Source organism: Methylobacterium komagatae (assembly GCF_042661665.1).
GTDB classification, from domain to species: domain Bacteria; phylum Pseudomonadota; class Alphaproteobacteria; order Rhizobiales; family Beijerinckiaceae; genus Methylobacterium; species Methylobacterium komagatae.
This window is the reverse complement of record NZ_JBHSWN010000001.1, coordinates 1,956,478-1,981,410: the sequence shown is the minus strand read 5'-3', so window position 1 is coordinate 1,981,410 and position 24,933 is coordinate 1,956,478. Positions and strand designations below refer to the sequence as shown.

The window sequence follows — 24,933 nt, the reverse complement described above, 5'->3', positions numbered from 1 at the left end:
GCTTAGCCGCCCGCATGCTCGTCCTTCTCCTCGCCCGCGGGCTTTCCGTCGTCGCGGGCGCGGTGGAGCATGAAGATCGCCGCGACCATGACGATGATCAGTCCGGCGAGGACGCCGAGCTCGATCATCGCCGCCTGGAACAGGGCGTATTTCTCGGGCGGCAGGTCCTTGGCGTGGGTCAGTTCCGAGGATTGCAGGGTGATGACTAACACCCGCCGGATCGAGGCGATGAGCCCGACGATCAGGAACGGCTCGCAGGTCAGTTTGCCCGACCGCATCGAGACCCGCACCGTGTGCAGGATCTCGATGATCATGAGCAGGAACAGCAGCCGGTCCACCACCTCCAGGATCTGGTCCGCGCCGCCGAGTGAGCGCAGGGCCTCCCAGGTGAGGACCACAGCCTCGGTCAGCGCAGCCAGCGCCGTGAGGGCAAGGAGCAGACCGAGCGCCGCGTAGATCGCGTGCTCGGTATGCAGGAAGATGAAGCTTGCGACCCGCGTAAGCCGGCCCTGATCCTCTTGTTCTTGCTCAGCCATGACGTTCCCCCGTTCCAAGACGGTGTAGAGCGCGGCTGAAGGAAGGGAATACCGGTCGCCCGGTCCCGCTGACCTAATGCAGGAACGGGAGAGCGTGCGGTGCGAGGTAGCCGAAGCCCAGCAGCGCCGCTCCCGCGATGCCCAGCGCCCCACCCGCGATGACGAGGGCGGCGATGCCGGTGATCACCTCGGCCGAGGCGAGCACAATACCGATCTGGAAGGCGGCCGAAGCCAGTTCGTAATGGTGGTAGCGCAGCAGCGAGAGATCGCGGCGATCCTCGGCGAGCTTGGCCTTGGCGGCGAGCTCCTTGCGGCCCTCGCCCGTGGCGGGTTCGGAATCGTAGCGCGCGATGGTCTTCGCCCAATCGGCGCGCTTGGCCTGGATGGCGTCCTGGCTGGTGCCCGGCGGCAGCAGGGCGACGGCCTCATCGGCCGTGCGGATGACCGTCATGCGGATCGTCCGCGCCTGGAAGAAGGCCCAAAGATTCGAGGCCTCGACATTGGCGCCGAGCGCCTCTGTCTGCGAGGCTTTGCCCAGGGTCTCGCTGAAGGCCAGGAAGAGCGCCAGCACCGAGATGAGCAGCGCCACGCGCTTGTTCGAACTTCCCCCTGCCCCGTGTCCACCCGACATCGCTCACCGCTCCCCTCGTGAATCCCGCCGGGGAGACACCCTATCCCGGCGGGAAGCGCAAGGGTCCCGCGCGCGCTCCTACTCCGCAGCCACGCGGGGCGGCGGGCGGTGTCCGTCGTTGGAGGCGGACGGATGGGCGTAATCGGGCGCGTCGAGCGGATCGTCGCGCTCGCCCACGAAGCGGCCGAGCAGGCGGCCGATGAAGCGCGAGAGATCGTCCATCAGCACGAAGATCGCGGGCACGAAGACCAGCGACAGGCCGGTGGATACGATGAGGCCGCCGATCACCGCGATGGCCATGGGCGAGCGGAACTCGCCGCCGATGCCGAGCGCCATGGCCGAGGGCACCATGCCCGCCGCCATGGCGATGGTGGTCATCACGATGGGGCGGGCGCGCTTGCGGCCCGCATCGACGATGGCCGTCGTGCGGTCGACGCCCTCGCGGATCTGCTCGACGGCGAAATCCACGAGCATGATCGCGTTCTTCGTCACCACGCCCATCAGCATCAGGATACCGATGACGACGGGCATCGAGATCGGCTTCTGCACGATGAGCAGCGCCAGGATCGCGCCGCCGATGGAGAGCGGTAGCGAGAACAGGATGGTCAGCGGCTGAAGGAAGTTGCCAAACAGCAGGATCAGGACGCCGAACACCATCATCAGGCCCGCGCCCATGGCGAGCGCGAAGCCTTCGAACACTTCGCCCATCACCTCGGCGTCGCCGGTCTGCTTGATGGTGACGCCGGGCGGCAGGTTCGTCGCCGCAGGCAGCTTCATCACCTGCGAGATGAGTTCTCCGAGGGCATCCGAGCCCTGCATGTCGCCTTCGATGGCGACGCGCACGGCGCGGTCGTAGCGGTCGATGGCGGTCGGCCCCTGGCCGAGGCTGATATCGGCGACGGTGGCGAGCGGCACGGCCTGCCCGCCCTTCACCGGAACCTTCATGGCGCCGATCTCCGCGAGGTCGCCGCGCAGGCGCTCGGGCAGTTGCACGCGAATCGGGATCTGCCGGTCCGTGGCGTTGAACTTCGCGAGGTTCAGGCCGATGTCGCCGATCGTGCCGACGCGCACCGTCTCGGCGATGGTGTCGGTCGAGACGCCGAGATCGGCGGCCACCGCCGGCTTGGGGCGAATGCGGATCTCGGTGCGGTCGAGGGGCGCCGTCGACATCACGTTGACGAGGTGGGGCACCTGCGCCGCCTCGCGCTGGAGCCGCGCCGCGACATCGGCCACCACCGCCTTGTCCGGCCCGGCGACGATGAGCGCGAGATCACGCTGGCCGCCCTCGCGCAGGGCCCAGAACCGGATATCCGGCTCCTGACGCAGGATCGCAGCGACCTCGGCATCCACTTGCTTCTGCGTGCGGTGGCGGGTGTTCTTCGGCGTGAGGTTGATCGTGAGGCTCGCGAGCCGCACCTCCTTCTTGCCGGGTAATTGCCGTCCGCCATCGACGAAGACGCTCTTCACCTCCGGCAGGGTCCGGATCCGGTCGACCAGCCGGTCGCTCACCGAGATCGTGTCGTTGAGGCGCGCACCGGGGGGCAGTTCCACCACGAACAAGGTGCGGGCCTGATCCTCGGCGGGCAGGAAGCCTGCGGGCAGCAGGCCCGTCGACATGATCGAGGCGACGAAGCAGGCGAGGCCGAGCACCAGTGTGATGTACTTGTGCCGCACCGACCAGCGCACGAGGCGGGTATAGCCCCGCATCACAGGCCCTTCGTGGCTGTGGTCCGGCCCGTGGTCGCGCAGGAAATAGGCGGCGAGCAGCGGCGTGATGAGCCGCGCCACGAGCAGCGACATGAACACGGCCGCCGCGATGGTGAGGCCGAACTGCTTGAAATACTGCCCGGCGATGCCGCCCATGAAGGAGACGGGCGCGAAGATCGCCATGATCGTCGCGGTGATGGCGATGACGGCGAGGCCGATCTCGTCGGCGGCTTCGAGCGAGGCGCGATAGGGCGATTTGCCCATGCGCATGTGGCGAACGATGTTTTCGATCTCGACGATGGCATCGTCCACGAGGATGCCGGTGACGAGCGTGATGGCCAGCAGGCTGACGGCGTTGAGCGAAAAGCCCATTGCCCCCATCGCCCAGAAGGTCGGGATGACCGAGAGCGGCAGGGCCAGGGCGGCGATCACCGTCGCGCGCCAGTCGCGCAGGAACAGCAGCACCACGACGACCGCGAGCGCCGCGCCCTCGATGAGGCCCAGCATCGCGGAATGGTAGTTGCCGATCGTGTTGGTAACGCTCGTGTCGATCAGGTCGAAGCGCACGTCGGGATTGGCCGCGTGCAGCGCCTCGATCTTCCTGGCGACGCCGACCGAGACGTCCGCGTCGCTCGCACCCGTCGCGCGGGAGATGGCGAAGGCCACCACCGGCTCGCCGTTGAACCGCGCGAAGGTGCGCGGCTCCTCGGCCGTGTCCGAGAGAGTGGCCAGTTCGTCCAGCCGCACCTTGCGGTTGCCCGGCACGACGATCGACGTCGCGGCCAGGGTGTCGAGGCTCGCGGAGGCGGCGAGCGTGCGGATCGATTGCTCCTGCCCGCCGACCTCGGCGCGCCCGCCCGCCATGTCGGCGGAGGTGAGGCGCAGCTCGACGGTTCACGTCGGCTGCCGTGATGCCAAGCGACAGCAACCGGTCGGGCTTGAGGGTGACGCGGACCTCGCGGGCGACGCCGCCGAGGCGCTCGACGCCGCCGACGCCCTTTACGCTCTGGAGCCCGCGCGCGACGACGTCGTCCACGAACCACGACAGGTCCTCGGGCGTCATGGCGGGCGCCGAGGCGCCATAGATCATGATCGGCAGGCCTGCGATCTCCACGCGGGAGATGATCGGCTCATCGATCGTGCGCGGCAGGTTGATGCGAATCTTCGAGATCGCATCCTTCACGTCGTTGACGGCGCGGTCCTGGTTGATCTCCAGCCGGAACTCGATGGTCGTGGTGGAGATGCCCTCGGTGATGGTCGAGAGGACGTGCTTCACGCCTTTCACGCCCGCCACCGAATCCTCGACCCATTTCGTCACCTGGGTCTGCAGTTCGGAGGGCGCCGCACCAGACTGGGTGATCGTCACGGCGACGATCGGGATGTCGATGTTTGGGAAGCGGGTGATCGGCAGCGACCGGAAGGTCACGAGCCCCAGCACCATCAGCACCAGGAACAGCACGATGGAGGGAAGCGGCTTGCGGATCGCCCAGGCGGAAACGTTGAGGCGCATCGTTCGTCCTCAGCGCGCCGCGACCGAGGCGGCGTCGACCGCCCGCACCCGGTCGCCGTCGCGCAGGAAGCTGCCCGCGCGGGCGACGACCCGCTCCCCGGCGGCGACACCGTCGCGGATCTCGGTGAACCCCTCGGCCGAGAGGCCGGGCACGACAATCCGTGCCTCGACGCGGCCGTCCTTCACGATGAGCAGGCTCGCCCGCCCGTCGGCGGCGTAGAGCAGGCTCGAGACGGGGACAGCGATGCCCTCGCGCCGGGCGATCTCGACGCTGCCCCGGGCGAAGGCGCCGATGCGCAGGGCCGGATCGTCCGCAAGGCGGATGCGCACCTTGCCGAGACGCGTCATGCGGTCGACCTCCGGATAGACCCGGCGGACCTTGCCTTCGACGACGCGCCCCTGATCGAGGGTGAGCCGCGCAGGATCGCCCGCCTTCATCCGGGCGAGCCAAGTTTCCGGCACCTCGCCCTCCAACTCGATCTCGCCGCGGGCGATGAGGCGGAACAGAGGTTCCCCGATGGCGGTGGCCGTGGCGCCGATACGGGCGGTGCGGCGATTCACGATGCCCGCCTCCGGCGCCCGGATATCGGTGCGGGCGCGCCGCAGCGCGATCTCGGCGCTTGCCGCCTTCGCCGTGGCGAGGTCGGCCTTGGCCGCCTGCAAGCCGCCGCGGGCGGCAGCAAGGCGGCCGGTGGCGGCTTGTGACGCGGAGGCGCGCTGCTCCAAGACGGCCGCCGTCGCGTTGCCGGTCTTGCTCAGGGTCTGGGCGCGTTCGAGGGAGAGCCGCGCTTCAGTCTCGGCCGCCTCGGCCTGGACGATCTGGCTCTGAGCCTGGACGATGGCCGCCTCGGCCCGGGCGATGGCCGCGACGTTGGAGGCTTCCTGCGTCGCGATCATCTCGCTCGACAGCCGGGCCAGCACCTGCCCCTGGGCAACGCGATCGCCCTCCTCCACCAGCAATTCGGTGATGCGCAGGCCCTCGACCTCCGGCGCGACAAGGATTTCGTCGCGCGGCACCAGAGTGCCGGTGACGACGGCGCGCTCCACGATCTCCCGCCGTGCCGCACTCACTACGGTGACCGCCGGGGCAAGCGCGGCGGGATCCGGCACGGAGGCGGGCTCGACGGCCAGAGCGGGGGCGTTGAGGGCCGGGACGCCGAGCACCGTCAGGGCCAGGATGCACACGGCGTGCGAAGGGCGGATCGTCACGATGAAAGCTCGCTGGCGCCGGGCTGAGGTCACGGGAAGCGTCCTTGCCGATTAGCCCGGCGTTTTGAAGGCAGTGTCTCGCCGCGGCACGACAGTATGGCCAAGCTGCAACCGGGGCCGTCACACCGCGTTGACGGAACAAGAAGCGCGCCCCGCAGGGAGAACACGATGAGCATCTTCCAGATCAGACAGAAGGACAATGGTGCCGTTCTCTGGACCGGCTCTGCCCCGAGCGAAGAGGCTGCTCTCGACGCCATGGCCCGCGAGGCCGGATACCGCGATTTCGCAGCCCTTCCGGACACCCTGCGTGGACTGGGCGTCCAGGCCGACAAGCTCGACCTGATTTCGTAAGTCTTCGATTTCCTTGAACGGCGGTCGCCCGCTTGTCAGCGCGACCGCCGCGTGTCCCCGCTCTCAGCCAGATCATCGAGGAAGCGAGCGCATCGCGCCAAGCCTTCAGGATCGTGCAGGCCCACGATGATCGCCGGGTCCAGTCCCAGAACCTCCTGCAGCAGACCCGGCCAGTCCTCCGCCACAGGCCATTCGGTGCGCACGATGGCCGCACCGAGACGGCGTAGCGCCTCCGCCTTCTCCGTCTGTTCGCCATAGGCCCGAGGCTCGGGCAGGCACAGGAAGCGCTTGCCGTGCGAGGCTGCGAGCGCGACCAGACCGTCCCCCCGCCACCGACGAGAATCGCCCCACCGGGCATGAAGGCGCCAACATCGGTGACCCAGCCGTGCAGCCGAAGGTTCGGCGGGCATTCCGCCTCATCCGTGACGGGGCCGAGCACATGCCACGTCCGCTCAGGGACGGCGCGGGCTGCCGCCGCGAGGGCCGCCTGGGAACCGCCCTCCCCGCCCCGGCCGAACACCACGACGATGTCCTGCCCGTCTCGCGTCGGCGCTGGCGCAGTGCCGCCGAGGAAGCCCGCATAGAAGGTCTTGTCGCGCACCCAGCCCGGCGTGCCCGGCGCATCGAGCACCGCCGGGAACGGAGCCAGCACGCGAGTCGCGCTGCGGAAGGCTTCGAGGTGCGGCTGATCGTTCCGTTCGCCCGCGAGCCGCATGACTACGGTCGGCACCGAGAGGAGGCGCGCGAACAGAGCCACCTCGACGGAGACATCGACGACGATCAGCGCGGGGTCCGTCCGCTCCACCCAGGCGGCGATGCGGGCCATGCGCTGGCGCAGGCGGGGATGGCGCAGGGGCGCGTAATGGAACGCGTCCGGCCGCTCGGCCTCACCGTCCTGCCCGTCGAAGCCCGCGCCCTGCGCAAGGGGCCGGTCGTCCGGCAGGTCGAGGATGTCGAGGCCGCCGGTGTCGAACCCGGCCAGGGTGCCGATGATCGTGCAGGGTCGCCCGAGATGCGCGGCGACGGCGCGGGCGCGCTGAAGATGGCCCGCGCCCTGGTGATGGACGTACCAGCCGATGCCGCGCGTCACGCGGCCTTCCTCGCGGATTTCTTTGTGGCCTTGTCGCGCCGTTCGATCTCCGCCGCGAGCGACGCGAGATCTTCCAGGGCCTTGTCGATGTCGCAGACCGGAGCCGGTGGCGTGCGCGTTCCGATGAGGCGGTCGGCGCGCTCCACGAAGGCGATGACGTTGGGGCATCCTGTGGCGAGCACCGCCGCGAGGTCGCCCGCCCCGAGCCCGATCTCGGCGCAGGCCGCCTCGCGCTCCGCATCGGGAAGCGTGAAGGCCCGGCGCAGCGCCGCCCGACGCAGCACAAGGGCTTCCCAGAAGGCAGCCTCCGGCAGCAGGTAGGCCTCGCCGTCGGCGGCGCGGGCGCGACGTTCCATCTCGGTGGCCATGCCGCCCGAGACCCGGCCATCGCGACGGGCCGAGACCAGCACGCTCACCTCCGGGCAATGGCGTAGCCGGGCACCGCCATCGCGCATCAGGCCAACGAGGGCATTGTCCTCGCCGCAGGGCAGCGGCGGCAGGCCGCCCACCGCGCGGTAGAGCGAGACCGGGAAGGCGAGGCTCGCTCCGGTGTGGTCGCCGTGGCGCGGCGCCGGATCGTGAGGCGCCGGATCAAGCAGTTCCTCAAGCCGTCTCACGCCCGCCCAATAGCGCTCGACGCGCGCATTCAGGTCGGCCACGGCCGGGGCGATCGCCTCGTCGCCGTCGATGATGAGACGGCCGCCGACGATCTCGGCCTTCTCCAGGGCCCGCAGGTTGGCGGAGAGCCAATGGGCCGGAAGGCGCGCATCCGCATCGGTGGTCAGCAGGATGCCGTCCTCACCGCTCTGTTCGAGCCACGTCGCACCCTCATCGAGCGCCATGCGCCGGGCCGTGCCGACATGGGCGTCGGCGCCTTCCAGAACGGCCTCGACGATCCGCAAGTTCAGCCGATCGAGGCGACCGGCCTCCTGGGCGGCGCGTACGGCCTCGACCGTCCCGTCGGTGCAGTTGTTGGCCAGCACGACCACACGAACCTGCCCCTCGACATCCTGACTCGCCAGGGTTTCGAGGAGGAGCGGCAGGCGCGCGGCCTCGTTACGGGCCGGCACGCAGACGACGCAGGGACGCATCATTGTGGGCTCCCCTCAGCCGCGCCCGCCAGCCACCCGGCGCAGGCTCGGCCGGGCGCGCTCGGCGGCCTGGGCAACCACCTCTTCGTAGATCTCGAAATACCGGCCGAACATCTCCTCGGCGTCGTAAAGCGCCTCGGCCCGGTCGCGGCAGGCGCGGCGGGACAGGCCCGCAGCGCCCCGGATCGCCTCGGCGAGGCTCTGCGCGTCGTCGGGCTCGGCGAGACGGCCGCAGGTCTCGTCAAGGATGTCGGGCATGGCGCCCCGGCGGAAGGCGGCGACGGGTGTGCCGCAGGCCAAAGCCTCAGCGACGACGAGGCCGAAGGGCTCCTCCCAGCGCGGCGACACGATCGCCACCCGCGCCCGGCCGAGATGGCGGGCGAGATCGCGGTGAGTGAGATGGCCGAGATGGGTAAGGTCGGGCCCGAGACGGGGGGCGATCTCCTGCTCCCAGTAGCCGGGATTCATTTTCGGCCCGGCGAAGACCAGCGGCAGACCAGCGGCGCGGGCCGCGTCGATGGCGAGGTGCAGGCCCTTTTCCGGCACGATCCGGCCCGACCAGAACGCGTAGGCCGGATCATCCGGCGTGGCGCCATAGGCGAAGGTCGACAGGTCGACGCCGTTGCCGACCACCTGGGCGTGGGGGACGATTTCCCCCATTCCTGGGCCAGCGAGGCGGAGACGGCGAGGAAGGCCATGTCCGGGTCGGCCTCGACAACGCCCTTGGTCAGGCTCTCGAAGGGCGGTGTGTGCAGCACGGTGACCCACGGAATCCCGAGGCGCGCGCTCTCCTGCAGCGGCAGGGCGTGCAGCGAGTTGTTATGGACGAGGTCGAACCCGCCCGCCGCGACCCTATCCATCATCTCGCGGTAGGCCTCGGCCTCGGCGCGGTCGATCTCGTCCTCACGCTCGGGATTGGCGACGGCGCAGCCGGTCGGCTCGCACAGCATTACCGGATCGAGAGCAGGATCAGAACCCTTGCTCGCAAACAGAACGACCTCATGTCCGCGCCGACGCAGGGCGGCCGTGAGGAGATGCGTGTGCATCTCGAGGCCACCGGCATGCGGTTGACCGATCGGATACTTGAGATGGGCGAGGACAGCGATCTTCACGCGCGCACCGATACGGTTGTGGGAGATGACGACGGGCCTGCCGGACGTACGAGACGAGAGGTAGGTCTGTGGCGGGTTCGGCGGTTATCACGCACATGTTGTTATGGACAAACCCGCCAAGCCCGGAGCCGAAGCTCCGCACAGGGCAAGCATGCCGGAACGGTCTAGCCGCCCGGGTCTGAACGATCGATGATCGTACCGGTAAAGCGAACGTTCAGGTGTGGGCGCTGCCACGCCACATCGCCAAATGAGAAAAACCTCGGGCGATCCCAGACCTTGCCGTCATGGCGCGCAACACGAAGCAAGGTCGCCGGAGCACTACCCGAACGCCCCCACCTCATGCTGGATCATCCCCGAAATCTCCCGCACCTGCGCGAACATCCGCCGGATGGGCTGGAACAGGGTGGCGTGCTCGGTCTCGTAGGTACCAGTATCGCGTGGGCCGGCGGGCTCACCGAAGTTGAGGCCTAGCGTCGGATCGGGCTCGTTGGGGAAGATCGCGTCGAGCATCGTCAGGCACCCGTCGATGTCGAGGCGCAGGAACCGCTCCAGCATCTGCTCGCGGGAAAGGCCCGCCTGCGGCCGGAAACCGGGGATGTGCACCGCCAGGAACCAGATCCGGTGGATCAAGGCGAGCCGCAGGGCGTGAAGCAGGGTCAGCCGGGCCGACATGCCGTTCAGGTCCGGTGCGGCGGCACGCAGCGCCAGCCAATCGCGGGTGAGACGCCCGAACAGGCGGCGCAGGTCCGGCGCGAGATCGAGCCGTTCCAGGGCGCCCGCGATCACCACCAGTTCGTCCCGGCGGAAATCCTTCTGGGTCCGGCGGGCGCGCTCCAGCCAGACGGCCGGATCGAGCGTGTCGATATAGGCGCGCAGCACGTCGAGGTCGCCGACGGAAGCGGCATATTGCACGAGCCGGAAGGCGCGGGAGAACCGCAGCGAATCCCGCCGCATCTCGCGGAACAGGTCCGGCCCCCTGCCTGCCGCCCGGCCGAGCCCGTGCAGTGAATTCGCCAGGAAGCCGAGCTGGTGCAGGATTGCGTTGTTGGGAATCGCCCTCATCTGGCGGGGATGGGTGATCCGCGCCGGGCCACCCGAATCGGTCTGGCGGGCCACCGGGCGCGAGCCGGTCCGGTCGAGGAGGCTCGGGCCGAAGGTGCCGAGCAGCGCTGCGTAGCCCGGCTCATCGACCAGCGCCTCCATGTCCTGGCGAACGACGGTGAAGAACTCGAGGGCGAAATCGGGCTCGGAATAGATCGGATCGTCGGCCGGGTCGCCGCCCTCCTTCGCATCGTCCAGGGCATAGCCAGCGAAGGCGTCGTCCTCCGACACATCGAGGGCGTAGACGTGCTCGGCGATGCGCGCGACACTGGCCTGGGCGAGTTCGCGCGTGCCGAACAGCAGATAGCCGTCCGTTCCCTGGAAGCTCGATTCGAGCCGCACCTTCAGCCCCGCCTTGCGAGCGCGGTCGCGGGCATCCTCTGGGGCGAGATAGGCGAGACGGTCGCGCAGCGAGGTCGGGTGCGCGCCCCGGCCGATCGATTCGCCGTGCGTGTCGAAGATCGCGAGCTCGACATCCGACAGGCCGTTCTGCACCAGCATCTCGGTGATGCGCAGGCGCAGGCGCTCGATCCAGAAGGTCGCCGCGAGCTGGCCGACATAGCGGCCCGAATCCGAATAGCCGAACTGCACGGTGAGGCGGCCGATACGCTTGAGATAGGCCCGCCAATGCGGGTTACGCAGAGCATCGTCGAGGACGCGGATCCCCTGCTCCAGGGCGCTCGCCGTCTCGAAGAGCGGCGTGATCTCGACCTTGTCCGCGATGCCGTAATGACGAGCGAGCCAGAGGGCGGCCAGGAGGGTGTAGCCGGTCTCCGTCTCCGCGATGAGGAAGCGCACCGGGTGGGTGCCGTCCACGTGCTTGAGGATCTGCGTGATCGTCATCATCAGCCGGGCGGCGGAGGCTCGCTCGGCGGCGAGCGCGCCGAAATCCACCGCGACGGGCGTCACATCGTTCAGCAGCGTGTGGATCGTGGCGAGGTGCGAACGGCGCTGGGCGGAATCGGTCGGCTCGCCCTCCAGCTCGATCACCCGGCGCACGGCGTTGTGGATCTGCGAGGCGTTCAGCCGGAAATGCGGCAGGGCGTTCGACAGGCCATGGGTCTCGACCCCCGCCCGCAGAACCGCGATGGCCCGCCTGTCGGCCTCGTCCTCCGCACCGGAGAGGGCCGCGTCGAGGGCGGCGACCAGCGGGGCGGCGTCGGTCTGCGCCCGCTCGCGCTCGATGATGAGGGCCAGGGCGAAGCGATGCACTGCTTCGAGGGACGGCTTGTCCCCCAGCCGCGGCGCGACGGCGAGTTGCCGGTTCACCGCGCTCAGAGCGCCCTCCGCGAGACTTCGCGCCTCGTGGGCGGAGAGGATGGCGGGCAGGTCCCGCAGCACCCGGTCGAACTGCATGCGCTTCGAGATCAGGCGGTAGCGCACCGTGTCCCACCAGCCGATATCGGTACGCCCGTCGGTGTCGCAGCCGACCCAACTCGCCACCGCGAAGGGGCGCGGACGAAGGTCGGACCAGCGATCGGGCCAGCGGGCGCGAGCGGCATCAAACAGGGCGGCGTTGAACGCATCGAGGGCGAGGCGCGCATTGTTGGCGGCGGCGCAGGCCTGATCGAATTCGAGATCGAGGCTGACCGGCGAATCCGGTCGCGTGGACAGGGCGGCGGCCTTGGCGATCGGCTCGGCCCGTGCCGTCGCGCCGGGCAGGCACGCTGCCTGCGCGAGCAGTTCTGCCACGGCGCGGGGCATGCCGAAGGTTGGGTGAGCGGTGAACACCACGGCGAAGGCGGTGCGGTGGATGAAGGCCGCGAAGTCCTCGAAGGCGCCGGTCTTGTCGGGCACCGCGGAGACGAGGGCGGCGGCGACACCGGTGTCGGCCCGCTGGCTCAGGCCGACATAGTCACGAAGGCGCTGCGCCCGCGCATCCAGCGCCTCGGCGCGGAGCCGCTCGAACAACCCGTCGAGATCTCCTTCCGCGATCTCTCCCCGGTCGAAGGATCGCGTGATGGCGAGCGTCACGGCCAGGACCGGATTGCGGAACGGATCCTCGCTCGCCTGCTCCCGCGCCGACTCGATCAGTCCGAGCAGATGCGCCTCAAGCTCTTCGGGACCGCGACCGACCTGCTGCATGTTCCGCCCTCGTTGCGCGTCCGCCACCCGGCACCGGTTACGCAAGGAGCGTTCCGGCGTCGTTGTCGGGTGACGGGCACCCCGCATGGCGTTATCACTGGCGCCCTGATGGAGCGACTGCTGATCTTCCTCGCCGTCCTTGTTCTCATCGCGGTGGGGGCGATGGTGGCCGTGATGGCCGCCCGTGGCCGCCGTGCGCCGCTGCAGATGGATAGCGAGTTCCACCATGACGATACGGACCTGCTGATCGGCCCTCTCAGCCGACGCCGGGCGAGTCCGATCGACCGCAATGCGGAGGTCATCGACATCACACCGGAACCGCGCCCCACCGAGCCCGCATCGCGCGGAGGCGAACGGTGAGGGCTGGCATCGGGTCGATCCTGCTCCTCGTGGCAGCGGCGAACGCCGCGCAGGCCGCGCCGGGCGGAGCCGTGCAAGCCTGCGGCACTCAGGCGGCGCGCTACGAGAATGGCCAGGGCTTCACCCTGTCCGTGATCCGTTCGGGCGAGGTGCGGATCGTCAATCCCCTGCGCCCGCTCACGCCCGAGGTCACGCAGGTGCTGGAGGTCGCGATCGGGGGCAAGCGCGCCACCGCCTACGGGCCGGACTTCACCAGCCTGCGCCGGGGCGGGTCGCCCGGGGCGATGCAGGGCAGCCTCGGCGGGCCCATCACCTGGGAGACGAAGCTTCCGCCGCTGCCCGACACCCTCGGCATCGTGGCCGAGGACGGGGCCCCGCTGGCGGACCTGTCGTTCAAGCTGTGCGAGACGCCGCCGGTCCTCGCGCCGGAGCCGCAGGTGGCCAAGAAGAGCGGCAAGACGCAGAAGGCGTCCGGCGAGGGCGGCAAGAAGACCCAGACGAAGGAAGCTCAAGGCAAGAAAGCTCCGGCAAAGCCGGAGAAGACGCCCCAGGGGTTCACCATCCCCCAGGGCGCCGTCAACGAATAGACGTCGCGGTTACTTCTGCTTGGCGATGATCTTGTCCTTGATCCCGTCATAGACACTCTGCGGGATGATCTTCTTCTGCAGGAGCTCGTCCTTGCCCTTGTAGGGCCGCCCCTTGATGATCGCGGCGGAGCGTGCGGCACCGATGCCGGGGAGCTTGTCGAGCTCTTCCGCACTGGCGCTGTTCAGATCGAGCAGGGGCGCCTTGGCGGCGTTCGGCGCACCGGCGACCGGGGCGCTCGGCGCCATCGGCTTGGCGGGAGCGGTCGGCGCGGTGGTGGGGGCGGGCGCAGGCGCCTGGGCCAAGGCTGGCGCGGCCAGCAGTCCCGAGAGCAAGGCGAAGGCGCGGAGGGTGGACGACGTCTTGGAGGAAGCCATGGGGTTACTCCTGGCAGTGACGGCCCGCCCTGCGGAACCGTTGCTCCGCTTGTCGGCCTTTCGATTTGAACCCTCGCTTAACAGATTTGTCGACTTCACCCGTCAGCCGGGCCCTCATCCTACCAAATGATGACGACCGCCATTGCTTGCACTTGTAGAGAGATGGCTCGCTTGTTCGGTAAGGAGGCGGGGCGACGGCATACGCCTCGATCAAAACAGGGAATCGGGAGGATGGTCTACGTCACCGACGCCAAAGGGCACCTCACCCATCTGGGGCGGCATTGGCGCCAACTGACAGGCCAGACCCTGGCCGAGGCACGCAATTTCGGTTGGGTGAGCGCCCTGCACCCGGAGGATCGCGACCCCGTACGAAGCCTCGTCGAGGAGGCAATCAGCACCCTCAGCGGTTTCTGCGTGCGGTTCCGCCTGCGCCGCCCGGATGGCGAATTCCGCTGGGTGATGTCCGGGGCGGTGCCCTCCTTCGGACCGCCGGGCCGGACCTTCCTCGGCTTTCTCGGCTCGCTGACGCCCCTGGACGAACCGCCCGGCGACATCACCAAAGCGGAGGGCCAGCTGCGCCCGCCGGAGCCCCCTGGCAGGATGGCTCGCCCCTGGAACAGGCCGCCGATTATCTGTTGGCTGCCCATAGCCTGATCGCCCGATCGGGTCGCCCGGCGACGCTGCAGGCCGTCGAATCCGCCCTGCGGCGCCTGGGCGAGGATCTGGCCGAGGAAACGCTGACCGACGCCTCGGCCCATGCGGATCTGCATTGACGCATCCGCCGGTGTGCGGCAGCGCCGAGTGCTCTAGCCAGGCGGGGGCGTCATCGCTATAAGCGCCCCCTCATCCGTATCCTGCGGTGTGCATGGCGGCTCCCCGAGGCGGGACTCGCCCGCGCACCGCTTTGTCCGCCGGCATATCTGAAGGATCCCCGCCATGGCCGTTCCGAAGCGAAAGACTTCCCCCTCCCGCCGCGGCATGCGCCGCTCGGCCGACGCCCTCAAGGCGCCGACCTATGTCGAGGACAAGGATTCCGGCGAGCTGCGCCGTCCGCACCACATCGACCTGAAGACCGGCATGTACCGTGGCCGTCAGGTGCTGAAGGTGAAGTCGGCCGAAGCCTGAAACGGCGCTTCGGACACGTTTACGGACGAAGGTTCGAGAAGAATGGGCGCGGCCGACGAGGCCAGCGCCCTTTTTCGTTGTGCGATGCCTTCAGGCCCGGCCGAGAAGGGCTCAAGATAGGGTGGCGCTGGGACCGAGGGCGTTCCGGCCGCCTTCTTAGGCGAGGCGGCGGGCCATCTCGGCGTAGCGGGTCGCGGCGATCTGCGCCCGTGCGCTGCGTGACGGCTGAAGGGTGGGATCCGCCCCGACCAGAAGCTGCGTGACGAAGGCGGATTCGGTACGCCCGTCACGGAAAACGGCCGAGGCGCGCGGGGCCTCCTCTGGGCGCCCGCCCGCGATGAGTGTCAGCGCCCGCGATGGCGGCGTGTCCGCGGCGGACGTGGATGAGACCGGTCGAATCGTCTCGACCCGTCCCATTCTGGCACTTCCGACCGGCCCGATTCGTTCCATCGCAGCACCCTCGCCATCGTCGATGGCTCAAGGAGCAAGCGTGGGGCCGCCGGTAACGTTTCGTCAACCTTTCGAGGTTAACGGCCGCACCCTCATTTGCGGGCGAGCTGTTCGAGGCGCGCCTGCATCTCCAGCATCTGCCGCTTCAGATCGTCGAGTTCGGCGCCCGGCACGGGGGCGGGATTGGTGGCGGGCGGCGTCGGGATGACGCCGGGGGGCCGAAGCCCGTGAACATCTTCATGGCATCGCCGAAGAAGTTCATGTTGGTGCGCACCTGCTGCTCGATGGCATGCTGGAACGCCGAGGGACCGAAGCTCTGCGAGAACTTCTCGCGCAGGCCGTCCTGGTCCTTGGCGAAATTCGCCATCGAGAATTCGAGGAAGCTCGGCACCATGGCGCGCATGCTGTCGCCATAGAATCGGATCAGTTGCCGCAGGAAGGCCACCGGCAGGAGGTTCTCGGCGCCTGCCTTGTTCTCCTGCTCGAAGATGATCTGCGTGAGCACCGAGCGGGTGATGTCGTCGCCGGTGCGGGCGTCGTAGACCACGAAATCCTCGCCGTTCTGGACCATCGTGGCGAGGTCTTCCAGCGTGACGTAGGTCGACGTTCCGGTGTGATAGAGCCGCCGGTTCGCGTATTTCTTGATGACGGTCTGAGGCGTCTTCACAGTATCCGCCATCGCAGAACGGCCTTTCTGAACTCGAACAACTCAGGCGGCGCGGGGCGCGCCGCCGGTTCACATCGCAGTCGCGATATCGCGCCCGCACACAAGCATAAGACCTTCCATAAGCGCAGAAAACAGCAAAGTGCCTCCGTCCAGTGCAGAATATTGCACCTGCGCGAGAACGGGAGCCTCCGCGGTGCCGCATGCACGGTATCGCAGTTGACGAACACCGCCAGGGGCGGGCCTCACCCGGATGACCTGCTTGACTTCAACCGCACGGCGCACTTCATCGCTGGAACGGCTTTCGAAAAGCGCGCGCGAGTGAAGGCGACGCGTGGCCGCGAGAGGAGAACGTCATGGCAGGCAGCGAAGAGATCGTCATCGTCGGGGCGGCACGCACCCCGGTCGGCTCGTTCGGCGGCGCGTTCGGCGCTGTACCGGCCCACGAGCTCGGCGCGACGGCGATCAAGGCCGCGCTGGAGCGCGCGAAGGTTTCGCCGGACGACGTCGATGAGGTAATCTTCGGGCAGGTGCTCACGGCGGGCGCGGGCCAGAACCCGGCGCGTCAGGCCGCCATCAAGGCGGGAATCCCCGAGAAGGCGACCGCCTGGGGCCTCAACCAAGTGTGCGGCTCCGGGCTGCGGACGGTCGCGGTCGGCATGCAGCAGATCCAGAACGGCGACGCCAAGGTGATCGTGGCGGGCGGCCAGGAATCGATGTCCCTCTCACCCCACTGCCAGTACCTGCGCGCTGGCCAGAAGATGGGCGACATCAAGCTCATCGATACGATGATCAAGGACGGCCTGTGGGACGCGTTCAACGGCTACCACATGGGCACCACCGCCGAGAACGTCGCCCAGGCATTCCAGCTGACCCGCGAGCAGCAGGACGAGTTCGCGACCCGCTCGCAGAACAAGGCCGAGGCCGCTCGTAAGGAAGGCCGCTTCAAGGAAGAGATCGTCCCCGTCACCGTGCCGGGCCGCAAGGGCGACACGATCGTCGACACCGACGAGTACATCCGTGACGGCGCGACCATCGAGGCCATGGCCAAGCTGAAGCCCGCCTTCTCGAAGGACGGCACCGTCACCGCCGCCAATGCGTCGGGCCTCAACGACGGCGCCGCCGCCATCGTGCTGATGTCGGCCTCGGAGGCCGAGAAGCGCGGCCTCACCCCGATCGCCAAGATCAAGTCCTGGGCGACGGCGGGCGTCGACCCGAAGATCATGGGCACCGGCCCGATCCCGGCCTCGCGCAAGGCCCTCGACAAGGCGGGCTGGAAGCCCTCCGACCTCGATCTGATCGAGGCCAACGAGGCCTTCGCCGCCCAGGCGCTGGCCGTGAATAAGGACATGGGCTGGGACGACGCGAAGGTGAACGTGAATGGCGGCGCCATCGCCATTGGTCACCCGATCGGCGCCTCCGGCGCCCGCGTGCTCGTCACCCTGCTCCACGAGATGAAGCGCCGCGACGCCAAGAAGGGCCTCGCGACGCTGTGCATCGGCGGCGGCATGGGTGTGGCCATGTGCATCGAGCGGCCCTGATCGTTTTGTAACGGGGCACGCTCGACAGCGTTCGAGCGTGCCCCAAAAGTTGTCTTGAAGATCGGTGCGAAAAAAATGACGTGCGGTTGTCATCCGCACGCAGCACAGATTGTGCGGTTATAGGAGGAAACACATGGCTCAAGGACGCGTCGCCCTCGTCACCGGCGGCACCCGCGGCATCGGCGCGGCGATCTCGAAGCGCCTGAAGGACAAGGGCTACAAGGTGGCCGCCAATTATGGTGGCAATGACGAGGCCGCCCAGAAGTTCAAGGACGAGACCGGCATTCCGGTGTTCAAGTTCGACGTCGGCGACATGGCGAGCTGCGAAGCCGGCATCAAGGCGATCGAGGCCGAAGTCGGGCCGATCGACGTCCTCGTGAACAACGCCGGCATCACCCGCGACGGCGCCTTCCACAAGATGACCTTCGAGAAGTGGCAGGCGGTCATCAAGACCAACCTCGACTCGATGTTCACCTGCACCCGTCCGCTCATCGACGGCATGCGCAGCCGCAACTTCGGCCGCATCATCATCATCTCGTCGATCAACGGCCAGAAGGGTCAGGCCGGGCAGACCAACTACTCCGCCGCGAAGGCGGGCGTGGTCGGCTTCGCCAAGGCGCTGGCGCAGGAAAGCGCCTCGAAGGGCATCACCGTCAACGTCGTGGCGCCGGGCTACATCGCCACCGAGATGGTGATGGCGGTGCCGGAGGACATCCGGAACAAGATCATCTCCACCATCCCGACCGGCCGCCTCGGCGAGGCGGACGAGATCGCCCACGCGGTCGAGTATCTCGCCAGCGACGAGGCGGGCTTCGTCACCGGCTCGACGCTCACGATCAACGGCGGCCAGCACTTCGTGTGAGGCCGATGGGGCGGGGGCGACACGCCTCCGCCCACCCCGGCTGCTACGGCGCTCCGACGCAATTTGCGTAGAAGGTGGCCGTCGCCGGCCAATCCGAGAAGACGCCCATCACGCCGACCTTCCCGTGCAGCGCATCGAGCAGCCGCAGGATGTCGCCGTCGCCCTTCACCAGGGGCTTGATGGACTTGTAGTAATAGCCGCCGCCATCGGCCAGCGTGCCTGAACGCTCCAGCGACCACGCGATGAGCCCGAGCCCGGCCGCCTTCGCCTCCCGCGCGTAGGCTGAGGGCTCGATCTCCCCATCCGGCCCCGGCCGCACCAGCATCCAGAGCGGCGGCGCGAGGATCTTCACGCCCTTGGCGGCCAGCTCCGCCATGCCCGGCTTCCACGTCTCGGGCTTCTCGGAATCGAACGCCTTGTCGCGCTCGTCGCGGTCATCGAGGAAGACCGCCTGCTTTCCGAAAGCAGGCTCCTTTTCCAGCCAATACAGAATGTCGCGAAGCTGGAAACTCTGCGGATAGACGTCGGCGGCCGGGATGCCAGCCTGCTTGTACTCGTCGATCAGCTGCTGGGCGTAGGAATCCTGCGTGTAGGTGCCATCGAAGGGCATCGGCACCTGCGGCGCCTTCAGTTCAGGAGTGAACTTCCGCCCGAGCGACTTCACCAGCGCGATATACTCCTTGTGCGACATCAGCGTGCCGGTGGTGGCATAAAGATCGGTGCGCCAGCGCGGCGTCGCGTCGAGATAGGCTGTGAGGCTCGTGGCGTCCGGATTGGCCGCATCCATCTTGCCGTTGAGGGATTTGAACTCGGCGAGAGTCAGGTCGCTGGTGCAGCACTTGGCCGAGGCCTTGCGGCCGGTCGCGGGATCGGCGGGCTCGAAACCCTTGGTGCATTTGGCCGCGAGATCGGGACGGGTGAGAATGTCCGTCGTCGTGTGCAGATCGCATTGGCTATGACGGCAGACGAGTTGCCGGTCCTTCGTGAAGGCGACATCGCACTCGATGATACCCGCTCCCATCCGGTCGGCGGCCATGATCCCCTCGCGCGTGTGCTCGGGGAACATGAGGGGCGCGCCCCGGTGCGAGATCGAGAAGCTGCGCGGCGTATAGGGCCGGTCGATGCCGCAGGCGGACAGCTTGTCCTTCAGCGGGCCGGGCGCGAGCCGGTCCACGAGGTAGAACGGACGCGGCCCGAGCTGTGCCGTGTCGGCCGCGTGGGCCCATCCCCCGAGCAGGAGGAGAAGGCCGGTCGCGAGGCCTGAGCTGCGCATGGTCGAACCTCCCATGAGGGGAATTGTCTAGCTAGCGGCCGTGACGATGAGGTGAAGGGGCGAGGACTCGGCCGCACATCCATCGCGCCGCCCTTGCATACGGCATCCCACCCGAGCACCATCGCCTTGGAACATTGCCTCAGGCCGTGAGGCCGATTGATCGCGCGAGACCGAGCTTGAGAGATTTTTCCCGCCCCGGCCGTTCCCCCGTCTTCGCGGCCAATGCGGCCGTGGCGACGTCCCATCCGCTCTCGACGCTCGCGGCGATCGAGATGCTGCGCGCGGGCGGCAACGCCGTCGATGCCGGGCTCGCGGCGGTGGCTGTGCAATGCGTGGTCGATCCGTTGATGACCGGGATCGGCGGCGATTGCTTCTGCCTCTATGCCCCGGCGGGCGCGTCCGTGCCGGTGGCGATCGACGGGTCGGGCCGGGCGCCCGCCGCCGCGACGCCGGACTGGTACGCTGAGCACCGCGTGGGCATCGCGCCGGATTCGCCCCATGCCGTCACCGTGCCCGGCGCCGTCGCAGCCTGGGACATGCTGGCGCGGGAGCACGGCACGAAATCCCTCGGCGAAATTCTGCAGCCCGCCATCCGCTACGCGGAGGACGGCTTCGTGGTGCAGCCGCGCGTCGGATGGGATTGGGCGCGCTGCGTGCCGCGCGTCGCGGGCGATGCGGATGCCGCTGCGGTCTATCTCCGTGACGGGCAGGCGCCCCTCGTCGGCAGCGTGATGCGCCTGCCGCGCCTCGCCGACACCCTCAGGCGGATCGCCGAGGAAGGGCCGAAGGGTTTCTATGAGGGACCGGTGGCCCGCGACATGGTCGCCAAGCTCAATCGCCTCGGCGGCCTGCACACGCTGGAGGATTTCGCTCGCGCACGCGCCGACACGGTCACGCCGGTCTCGACGCGCTATCGGGGTTACGACGTCTATGAATGCCCGCCCGCAGGCCAGGGGCTCGCGGCGCTGATGATGCTGAACGTGCTGACGCCCTACGATGTCGGCAGCCTGTCTGACCTCGACCGGATCCATCTCTTCGCCGAGGCGTGCAAGCAGGCCTACCACCACCGTGATGCGCTGTTCGGCGACGCCGACCTTGCCAAGGTGCCGATCTCGCACCTGCTCTCGGATGCGTGGCACGCGGCGGCACGAGGTGACATCGACCTGAGCCGCGCCCGCGAGCCTGTGCTCTACCCCGAAGCCGCCGAGACCGTCGCGCACAAGGACACGGTCTATCTCTGCGTGGTCGATCGCGACGGCAACGCGCTCTCGCTGATCAATTCGATCTTCCAGGGCTTCGGTTCGGGCATCCTGGCGCCGGAGAGCGGCGTGTTGCTGCACAATCGCGGCCTGTCCTTCCGCACCGATCCCGGCCACCCGAACAGCATCGGCCCTGGCAAGCGGCCGATGCACACGATCATCCCCGGCATGGTAATGAAGGAGGGCCAAGCGGTCGCGCCCTTCGGCGTGATGGGCGGCCATTACCAGGCCATGGGCCATGTCGAGCTGCTGAGCGGCCTCCTCGACCGGGGGCTCGACGTGCAGGAAGCCCTCGACGCTCCGCGGAGCTTCGCCTATGGCGGCGGCCTCGAACTGGAAAGCGCCATTCCCGACGCGGTGATGGCGGGGCTTGCGAAGCGCGGCCATCCGGTGCTCCGGGCGCCGCTTCCCCTGGGCGGAGGGCAGGTGATCTGGATCGACCGGCAGGCGGGCACGCTCTCGGCGGGCTCCGACCCGCGCAAGGACGGCAGCGCGCTGGGTTACTGAGACGGGAACTGCGAATGACCCCCTATTCCTCCCTCGAAGCACGTTTCGCCCGCCTCTCGGCCATCGAGGGCGCGGCGGGCATCCTCGGCTGGGACGCGCAGACCCTTATGCCCGAGGGCGCCGCCGAGACGCGTGGCGAGCAGCTGGCGGCCCTGCGCGGGCTCGCCCACGAAATCCTGACCGCCCCCGAGACCGCCGACACCCTGGCCGAAGCCGAGGGGGCGGGCGGGCTCGATGGCTGGCCGGCCGCCAACCTCGCGGAGATGCGCCGGTCCTATATCCACGCGGCGGCCGTGCCCCGCGAGCTGGTGGAAGCGGAATCGCGGGTGCGGTCCCGCTCGGAGATGGTCTGGCGCGAGGCGCGGCGGGATTCCGATTTCGCGCGGCTGGCTCCCCACCTCGCCGAATTGCTGCGGCTCGAGCGCGAGATCGGGCAGGCCAAGGGCGCGGTGCTCGGCCTCGATCCCTACGACGCGCTGCTCGACGGCTACGATCCCGGTATGCGCCGGTCGATCATCGATCCGCTGTTTGCGGACCTCACCTCCTGGCTCCCCGGGCTGATCGCCGAGGCGCGGGCACGGCAGGCGGCGGCGGGCGAACCCCTGCCCCTCGACGGTCCGTTCCCGGTCGAGACGCAACGGCAGCTCGGCCTGACGCTGATGCGGGCGCTCGGCTTCGATGAGGCGCGTGGGCGGCTCGATATCAGCCTGCACCCGTTCTGCGGCGGCGCCACGGACGATGTGCGCATCACGACCCGTTACGACGAGACGGATTTCTCCCGCGCCCTGATGGGCGTGCTGCACGAGACCGGCCACGCCCTCTACGAGCAGGGACGCCCGGCCGCGTGGCGCCACCAGCCGGTGGGCTCGGCGCGGGGCATGAGCCTGCACGAGAGCCAATCGCTGATCGTGGAGATGCAGGCCTGCCGCAGCCGCGAGTTCATGGCCTACCTCGCCCCGCTGCTGCGCGAGGCGTTCGGCCGGTCCGGCCCGGCCTGGGAGCCGGAGAACCTGTTCCGCCTTTATACCCGCGTCGAGCCGGGCTTCATCCGGGTCGATGCCGACGAGGCGACCTATCCGGCGCATATCCTGCTGCGCTACCGGCTGGAGACGGCGATGATCGCGGGCGATCTCGCCATCGCGGACCTGCCGGGCGCGTTCAACGATGGGATGCGGGAGTTGCTCGGGCTCACCGTTCCGGACGACCGTCGCGGTTGCCTCCAGGACATCCACTGGCCGAGCGGCGCCTTCGGATATTTCCCGACCTACACTCTCGGCGCCCTCTCGGCGGCCCAGCTCTTCAAGGCGGCGAAGGCTGCCGAACCTGCCCTGCCGGGCTGTCTGGCGGCGGGAGACTTCGCTCCGTTGCGGACGTGGCTGCGGACCCACATCCACGAGCGCGGGAGCTTGCGCTCCACCGACGCCCTGCTCAGCGATGCGACCGGCGCGCCGCTCGGGACGGCGGCATTCCGGTCGCATCTCCAGGCGCGCTACCTCGGGGCGTGAGCCCCGGCGCGCCCGCTGAATCAGTCGCAGCTCTCCTTGTGGACCGTCTTGCGGTCGCCGAGCTCGTTGGTCTTCGTCACGGTCTTCGAGGAGCAGCCATCGCCATCGTCACGGCGCACGACGGTCTTGCTCTCGGTGGCGGGACGGTCGACCACCACATCGGGGCGGTCGCGCTCGATCACGGTGGTCTGGGCGGCGGCGAAATGCGGGGTCAGGCCGGCCAGCAGGATCGCGGCGGCAGGGGCGATAAGGCGCATCGTGGGCTCCTTGCACTTACAGGTGCCCTGAAACGGGAAGTAACGCCTTACGGTTCCGCTTTATCGGCTTGATCCTTGTCGAAGTAAGTAGTCGATGAATGTCGCGGCCCCGACCTCGGGCGCGCCCGAATTATCGATGGTCAGATCGGGCACCACGCTCCCCCGCCGGGCGAGGCGGGCGGCGAGGTTTCCGTCCTCCGCCCTGGCTCGGGCGGCGAGCCGTTGCGCCAGCACCTCAGGCGGGGCGGTGATCTCCACGACCTGCGTCCGGGCGAAGCGCGAGCGGGCCTCACAGACGATGCGGCGGGACACGTTGCACACCACCACGCTCCCGCTGCGGGCGAGGCGGCCGAGCCGCTTCGGCACGGCATAACCGAGACCGTGCGCCCGCCAGGACAGGGCGAAGCGCCCTTCCGCCTCGGCGCGCGCGAAGGCGTCGGCGTCGATCGGCGCGTTGTCCTCGTCCGCCGAGGGCGGCCGGGTGACGAGGCGCTGCGCGAAGACGATGCCCACTTCGCCGGCGAGGCTGTCCCGCGCCATGCGGATCAGCGTGTCCTTGCCCGCTCCGCTTGGGCCGACGACGAGGACGAAGCCCATCAGACGACCCGGATCCCGGCGCGCCAGACCTCGCGCATCACCGGAACGCCGGAGGCGAGGCGCACGCGCGCCAGATCGGCACGCAGGCCCGGCCGCAACTCCCCACGGTCGGTAAGGCCGGTGGCACGGGCGGGGTTCGAGGTCACCGTAGCGATGGCGGCGGGCAGGCCGATGCCGGGCACCCGCTCTGGGATCATGAAGGCCGCCATGGCGAGGCTCGCGGGCACGTAATCCGAGGAGAGGATGTCGAGCAGCCCGGCCTCTGCCAGATCCTGCGCCGCGACGTTGCCGGAATGGGAGCCGCCGCGCAGCAGGTTCGGCGCTCCCATCATGACGGTAATGCCCTGCCCATGCGCCGCTTCGGCCGCCTCGCGGGTGGTGGGAAATTCGGCCAGGGCCACGCCCTCGTCCGAGGCGAGAGCGACATCGGCAAGCGTCGTGTCGTCATGGCTCGCGAGGGTTATGCCCCTGGACCGGGCGAGGTCCACCAAGGCCGGGCGGTTCACGGCGTTGAGTTCGGTACCCTTCGCGATCTTCCACGCGGTCGCCTCGCGGACTTGATCGATCGAGCGACCGCCCCGCGTGGCGTAGGTCTCGTACTTGCCGATATCGCGGAATTGCCGCTGTCCCGGCGTGTGGTCCATCAGCGAGATCAGGTCGATCGCGTAGCGGGCGGCGAAGGCCTCGACGGTGGGGATCACGTCCTCCGAGGGCAACTCGCAGCGCAGATGGGTGCGGTGTTCCGCTCGGAGCAGATCGCCCGCCCGCGCAGTCTCGATGGCCTCGGCGAGCGCATCGAGTTCGGAGCCGAGGCCGCTCCCATCCGGGTCGCTGCCCGCGCGCAGGGAGTCGAACACGGTGGTGATGCCCGAGGCCGCGATCTGCGAATCGTAGGCGAGCACGGCGCCGAGCGGATGCCAGCGCACCTTCGGCCGAGGCGCGTAGTGGCTTTCCAGATGGTCGGTGTGCAACTCGATCAGGCCGGGGATCAGGTGATCGCCGCCGAGGTCGAGCCCGCGCTCCGGCGCCTGCCCCTCACCGATCTCGGCGATGCGCCCGTCCACCACGGCGAGCCAGCCCTGCTGCACCCTGTCGGGCAGCACGAGGCTGGCATTCTCGATCACGAAATCCTTCATCGGGGTCTCACC

Annotated in this window: 21 protein-coding genes and 4 pseudogenes; 10 read left to right on the top strand and 15 right to left on the bottom strand. The window is 68.9% G+C overall.

The annotated features are described in order from the left end of the window. Positions 1–2: 2 nt before the first annotated feature. The 4 genes and pseudogenes from ACFQE0_RS09670 to ACFQE0_RS09655 all read right to left on the bottom strand — a co-directional run bounded on the left by ACFQE0_RS09670 (position 3) and on the right by ACFQE0_RS09655 (position 5,560). Positions 3–536 carry a phosphate-starvation-inducible PsiE family protein gene (locus tag ACFQE0_RS09670; protein WP_378969143.1) on the bottom strand — a complete coding sequence of 178 codons (534 nt, stop codon included), beginning with the start codon at positions 534–536 and terminating at the stop codon, positions 3–5. 73 nt (positions 537–609) lie between these two features. Then, a complete protein-coding gene (locus ACFQE0_RS09665) occupies positions 610–1,167 on the bottom strand; it encodes a DUF4337 domain-containing protein (RefSeq protein WP_378969141.1) in 558 nt (185 codons plus the stop codon). 78 nt (positions 1,168–1,245) lie between these two features. Then, positions 1,246–4,384 (bottom strand): annotated as a pseudogene (locus ACFQE0_RS09660) (efflux RND transporter permease subunit). Between the two features lie 9 nt (positions 4,385–4,393). After that, the gene (locus tag ACFQE0_RS09655) at positions 4,394–5,560 is read right to left on the bottom strand and encodes an efflux RND transporter periplasmic adaptor subunit (RefSeq protein WP_378975402.1); all 1,167 of its coding nucleotides are present in this window, start codon (positions 5,558–5,560) and stop codon (positions 4,394–4,396) included. Positions 5,561–5,761: 201 nt separating this feature from the next. On the opposite strand from ACFQE0_RS09655, the gene ACFQE0_RS09650 reads away from it, so the two are divergent. Then, the gene (locus ACFQE0_RS09650) at positions 5,762–5,944 is read left to right on the top strand and encodes a hypothetical protein (protein ID WP_378969139.1); all 183 of its coding nucleotides are present in this window, start codon (positions 5,762–5,764) and stop codon (positions 5,942–5,944) included. A gap of 35 nt (positions 5,945–5,979) precedes the next feature. Here the strand turns inward: ACFQE0_RS09650 and ACFQE0_RS09645 are convergent. From ACFQE0_RS09645 to ACFQE0_RS09630, 4 genes and pseudogenes are all read right to left on the bottom strand, one after another. Next, a pseudogene (locus tag ACFQE0_RS09645) lies at positions 5,980–7,034 on the bottom strand (glycosyltransferase). Further along, on the bottom strand, positions 7,031–8,128 hold the full coding sequence (locus ACFQE0_RS09640) for a glycosyltransferase family 2 protein (RefSeq protein WP_378969136.1): 1,098 nt from the start codon (positions 8,126–8,128) through the stop codon (positions 7,031–7,033). Before ACFQE0_RS09640 ends, ACFQE0_RS09645 begins: the two are co-directional and overlap by 4 nt. Before the next feature lie 12 nt (positions 8,129–8,140). After that, a pseudogene (locus ACFQE0_RS09635) lies at positions 8,141–9,237 on the bottom strand (glycosyltransferase family 4 protein). Positions 9,238–9,555: 318 nt separating this feature from the next. Next, the gene (locus ACFQE0_RS09630; RefSeq protein ID WP_378969134.1) at positions 9,556–12,423 is read right to left on the bottom strand and encodes a phosphoenolpyruvate carboxylase; all 2,868 of its coding nucleotides are present in this window, start codon (positions 12,421–12,423) and stop codon (positions 9,556–9,558) included. Between the two features lie 108 nt (positions 12,424–12,531). On the opposite strand from ACFQE0_RS09630, the gene ACFQE0_RS09625 reads away from it, so the two are divergent. Beyond that, a complete protein-coding gene (locus tag ACFQE0_RS09625; RefSeq protein WP_378969131.1) occupies positions 12,532–12,783 on the top strand; it encodes a hypothetical protein in 252 nt (83 codons plus the stop codon). Further along, on the top strand, positions 12,780–13,370 hold the full coding sequence (locus tag ACFQE0_RS09620; protein WP_378969129.1) for a hypothetical protein: 591 nt from the start codon (positions 12,780–12,782) through the stop codon (positions 13,368–13,370). The genes ACFQE0_RS09625 and ACFQE0_RS09620 overlap by 4 nt, the downstream gene beginning before the upstream one ends. 9 nt (positions 13,371–13,379) lie before the next feature. Here ACFQE0_RS09620 and ACFQE0_RS09615 read toward each other — a convergent pair whose 3' ends face one another. Beyond that, positions 13,380–13,745 carry a ComEA family DNA-binding protein gene (locus ACFQE0_RS09615; protein ID WP_378969128.1) on the bottom strand — a complete coding sequence of 122 codons (366 nt, stop codon included), beginning with the start codon at positions 13,743–13,745 and terminating at the stop codon, positions 13,380–13,382. 231 nt (positions 13,746–13,976) lie between these two features. Here ACFQE0_RS09615 and ACFQE0_RS09610 point away from each other — a divergent pair, with 231 nt between their 5' ends. The 3 genes from ACFQE0_RS09610 to rpmF all read left to right on the top strand — a co-directional run bounded on the left by ACFQE0_RS09610 (position 13,977) and on the right by rpmF (position 14,870). Then, positions 13,977–14,399, top strand: coding sequence for a PAS domain-containing protein (locus ACFQE0_RS09610; protein WP_378969126.1), 423 nt, complete (start codon positions 13,977–13,979; stop codon positions 14,397–14,399). Continuing rightward, positions 14,381–14,518, top strand: a complete 138-nt coding sequence (locus ACFQE0_RS09605) for a hypothetical protein (protein WP_378969123.1) — start codon at positions 14,381–14,383, stop codon at positions 14,516–14,518. The genes ACFQE0_RS09610 and ACFQE0_RS09605 overlap by 19 nt, the downstream gene beginning before the upstream one ends. Before the next feature lie 163 nt (positions 14,519–14,681). Continuing rightward, positions 14,682–14,870: a 50S ribosomal protein L32 gene (rpmF, locus tag ACFQE0_RS09600; protein ID WP_003601373.1), complete on the top strand. Its 189-nt coding sequence runs from the start codon at positions 14,682–14,684 to the stop codon at positions 14,868–14,870. Positions 14,871–15,026: 156 nt separating this feature from the next. Here the strand turns inward: rpmF and ACFQE0_RS09595 are convergent, their stop codons facing one another. Both ACFQE0_RS09595 and phaR read right to left on the bottom strand, forming a co-directional pair. Further along, positions 15,027–15,287 (bottom strand): hypothetical protein, encoded by a 261-nt coding sequence (locus ACFQE0_RS09595; protein WP_378969121.1) that lies wholly within the window; start codon positions 15,285–15,287, stop codon positions 15,027–15,029. A gap of 125 nt (positions 15,288–15,412) precedes the next feature. Next, positions 15,413–15,999, bottom strand: a pseudogene (phaR, locus tag ACFQE0_RS09590) (polyhydroxyalkanoate synthesis repressor PhaR). 341 nt (positions 16,000–16,340) lie between these two features. On the opposite strand from phaR, the gene ACFQE0_RS09585 reads away from it, so the two are divergent. Together ACFQE0_RS09585 and phbB are read left to right on the top strand one after the other, a co-directional pair. Next, entirely contained in the window at positions 16,341–17,525 is a 1,185-nt protein-coding gene (locus ACFQE0_RS09585; RefSeq protein ID WP_378969118.1) for an acetyl-CoA C-acetyltransferase, read from the top strand. A 133-nt stretch (positions 17,526–17,658) separates the two neighbouring features. Next, on the top strand, positions 17,659–18,387 hold the full coding sequence (phbB, locus tag ACFQE0_RS09580; protein WP_378969116.1) for an acetoacetyl-CoA reductase: 729 nt from the start codon (positions 17,659–17,661) through the stop codon (positions 18,385–18,387). Between the two features lie 43 nt (positions 18,388–18,430). Here phbB and ACFQE0_RS09575 read toward each other — a convergent pair whose 3' ends face one another. Continuing rightward, positions 18,431–19,660, bottom strand: a complete 1,230-nt coding sequence (locus ACFQE0_RS09575; protein WP_378969114.1) for a glycerophosphodiester phosphodiesterase family protein — start codon at positions 19,658–19,660, stop codon at positions 18,431–18,433. A gap of 176 nt (positions 19,661–19,836) precedes the next feature. On the opposite strand from ACFQE0_RS09575, the gene ggt reads away from it, so the two are divergent. Together ggt and ACFQE0_RS09565 are read left to right on the top strand one after the other, a co-directional pair. Next, entirely contained in the window at positions 19,837–21,426 is a 1,590-nt protein-coding gene (gene ggt, locus ACFQE0_RS09570; protein ID WP_378969112.1) for a gamma-glutamyltransferase, read from the top strand. Between the two features lie 14 nt (positions 21,427–21,440). Next, entirely contained in the window at positions 21,441–22,931 is a 1,491-nt protein-coding gene (locus ACFQE0_RS09565) for a carboxypeptidase M32 (protein ID WP_378969109.1), read from the top strand. Between the two features lie 20 nt (positions 22,932–22,951). Here the strand turns inward: ACFQE0_RS09565 and ACFQE0_RS09560 are convergent, their stop codons facing one another. The 3 genes from ACFQE0_RS09560 to ACFQE0_RS09550 are packed head-to-tail and all read right to left on the bottom strand — an operon-like array spanning position 22,952 to position 24,921. Continuing rightward, a complete protein-coding gene (locus tag ACFQE0_RS09560; RefSeq protein WP_378969107.1) occupies positions 22,952–23,188 on the bottom strand; it encodes a hypothetical protein in 237 nt (78 codons plus the stop codon). Positions 23,189–23,248: 60 nt separating this feature from the next. After that, positions 23,249–23,785: a phosphonate metabolism protein/1,5-bisphosphokinase (PRPP-forming) PhnN gene (gene phnN / locus ACFQE0_RS09555; RefSeq protein ID WP_378969104.1), complete on the bottom strand. Its 537-nt coding sequence runs from the start codon at positions 23,783–23,785 to the stop codon at positions 23,249–23,251. Next, the gene (locus tag ACFQE0_RS09550; RefSeq protein WP_378969101.1) at positions 23,785–24,921 is read right to left on the bottom strand and encodes an alpha-D-ribose 1-methylphosphonate 5-triphosphate diphosphatase; all 1,137 of its coding nucleotides are present in this window, start codon (positions 24,919–24,921) and stop codon (positions 23,785–23,787) included. Before ACFQE0_RS09550 ends, phnN begins: the two co-directional genes overlap by 1 nt. Positions 24,922–24,933 lie beyond the last annotated feature (12 nt).

What these genes read in the sequence shown, in the direction of transcription:
- ACFQE0_RS09595 (WP_378969121.1), bottom strand. Translation starts at nt 15,287, where the DNA reads ATGGGACGGGTCGAGACGATTCGACCGGTCTCATCCACGTCCGCCGCG.
- ACFQE0_RS09630 (WP_378969134.1), bottom strand. Translation starts at nt 12,423, where the DNA reads ATGCAGCAGGTCGGTCGCGGTCCCGAAGAGCTTGAGGCGCATCTGCTC.
- phbB (WP_378969116.1), top strand. Translation starts at nt 17,659, where the DNA reads ATGGCTCAAGGACGCGTCGCCCTCGTCACCGGCGGCACCCGCGGCATC.
- ACFQE0_RS09575 (WP_378969114.1), bottom strand. Translation starts at nt 19,660, where the DNA reads ATGCGCAGCTCAGGCCTCGCGACCGGCCTTCTCCTCCTGCTCGGGGGA.
- ACFQE0_RS09565 (WP_378969109.1), top strand. Translation starts at nt 21,441, where the DNA reads ATGACCCCCTATTCCTCCCTCGAAGCACGTTTCGCCCGCCTCTCGGCC.
- ACFQE0_RS09550 (WP_378969101.1), bottom strand. Translation starts at nt 24,921, where the DNA reads ATGAAGGATTTCGTGATCGAGAATGCCAGCCTCGTGCTGCCCGACAGG.
- ACFQE0_RS09665 (WP_378969141.1), bottom strand. Translation starts at nt 1,167, where the DNA reads ATGTCGGGTGGACACGGGGCAGGGGGAAGTTCGAACAAGCGCGTGGCG.
- rpmF (WP_003601373.1), top strand. Translation starts at nt 14,682, where the DNA reads ATGGCCGTTCCGAAGCGAAAGACTTCCCCCTCCCGCCGCGGCATGCGC.
- ACFQE0_RS09650 (WP_378969139.1), top strand. Translation starts at nt 5,762, where the DNA reads ATGAGCATCTTCCAGATCAGACAGAAGGACAATGGTGCCGTTCTCTGG.
- phnN (WP_378969104.1), bottom strand. Translation starts at nt 23,785, where the DNA reads ATGGGCTTCGTCCTCGTCGTCGGCCCAAGCGGAGCGGGCAAGGACACG.
- ACFQE0_RS09560 (WP_378969107.1), bottom strand. Translation starts at nt 23,188, where the DNA reads ATGCGCCTTATCGCCCCTGCCGCCGCGATCCTGCTGGCCGGCCTGACC.
- ACFQE0_RS09585 (WP_378969118.1), top strand. Translation starts at nt 16,341, where the DNA reads ATGGCAGGCAGCGAAGAGATCGTCATCGTCGGGGCGGCACGCACCCCG.
- ACFQE0_RS09640 (WP_378969136.1), bottom strand. Translation starts at nt 8,128, where the DNA reads ATGATGCGTCCCTGCGTCGTCTGCGTGCCGGCCCGTAACGAGGCCGCG.
- ACFQE0_RS09625 (WP_378969131.1), top strand. Translation starts at nt 12,532, where the DNA reads ATGGAGCGACTGCTGATCTTCCTCGCCGTCCTTGTTCTCATCGCGGTG.
- ACFQE0_RS09610 (WP_378969126.1), top strand. Translation starts at nt 13,977, where the DNA reads ATGGTCTACGTCACCGACGCCAAAGGGCACCTCACCCATCTGGGGCGG.
- ACFQE0_RS09670 (WP_378969143.1), bottom strand. Translation starts at nt 536, where the DNA reads ATGGCTGAGCAAGAACAAGAGGATCAGGGCCGGCTTACGCGGGTCGCA.
- ACFQE0_RS09615 (WP_378969128.1), bottom strand. Translation starts at nt 13,745, where the DNA reads ATGGCTTCCTCCAAGACGTCGTCCACCCTCCGCGCCTTCGCCTTGCTC.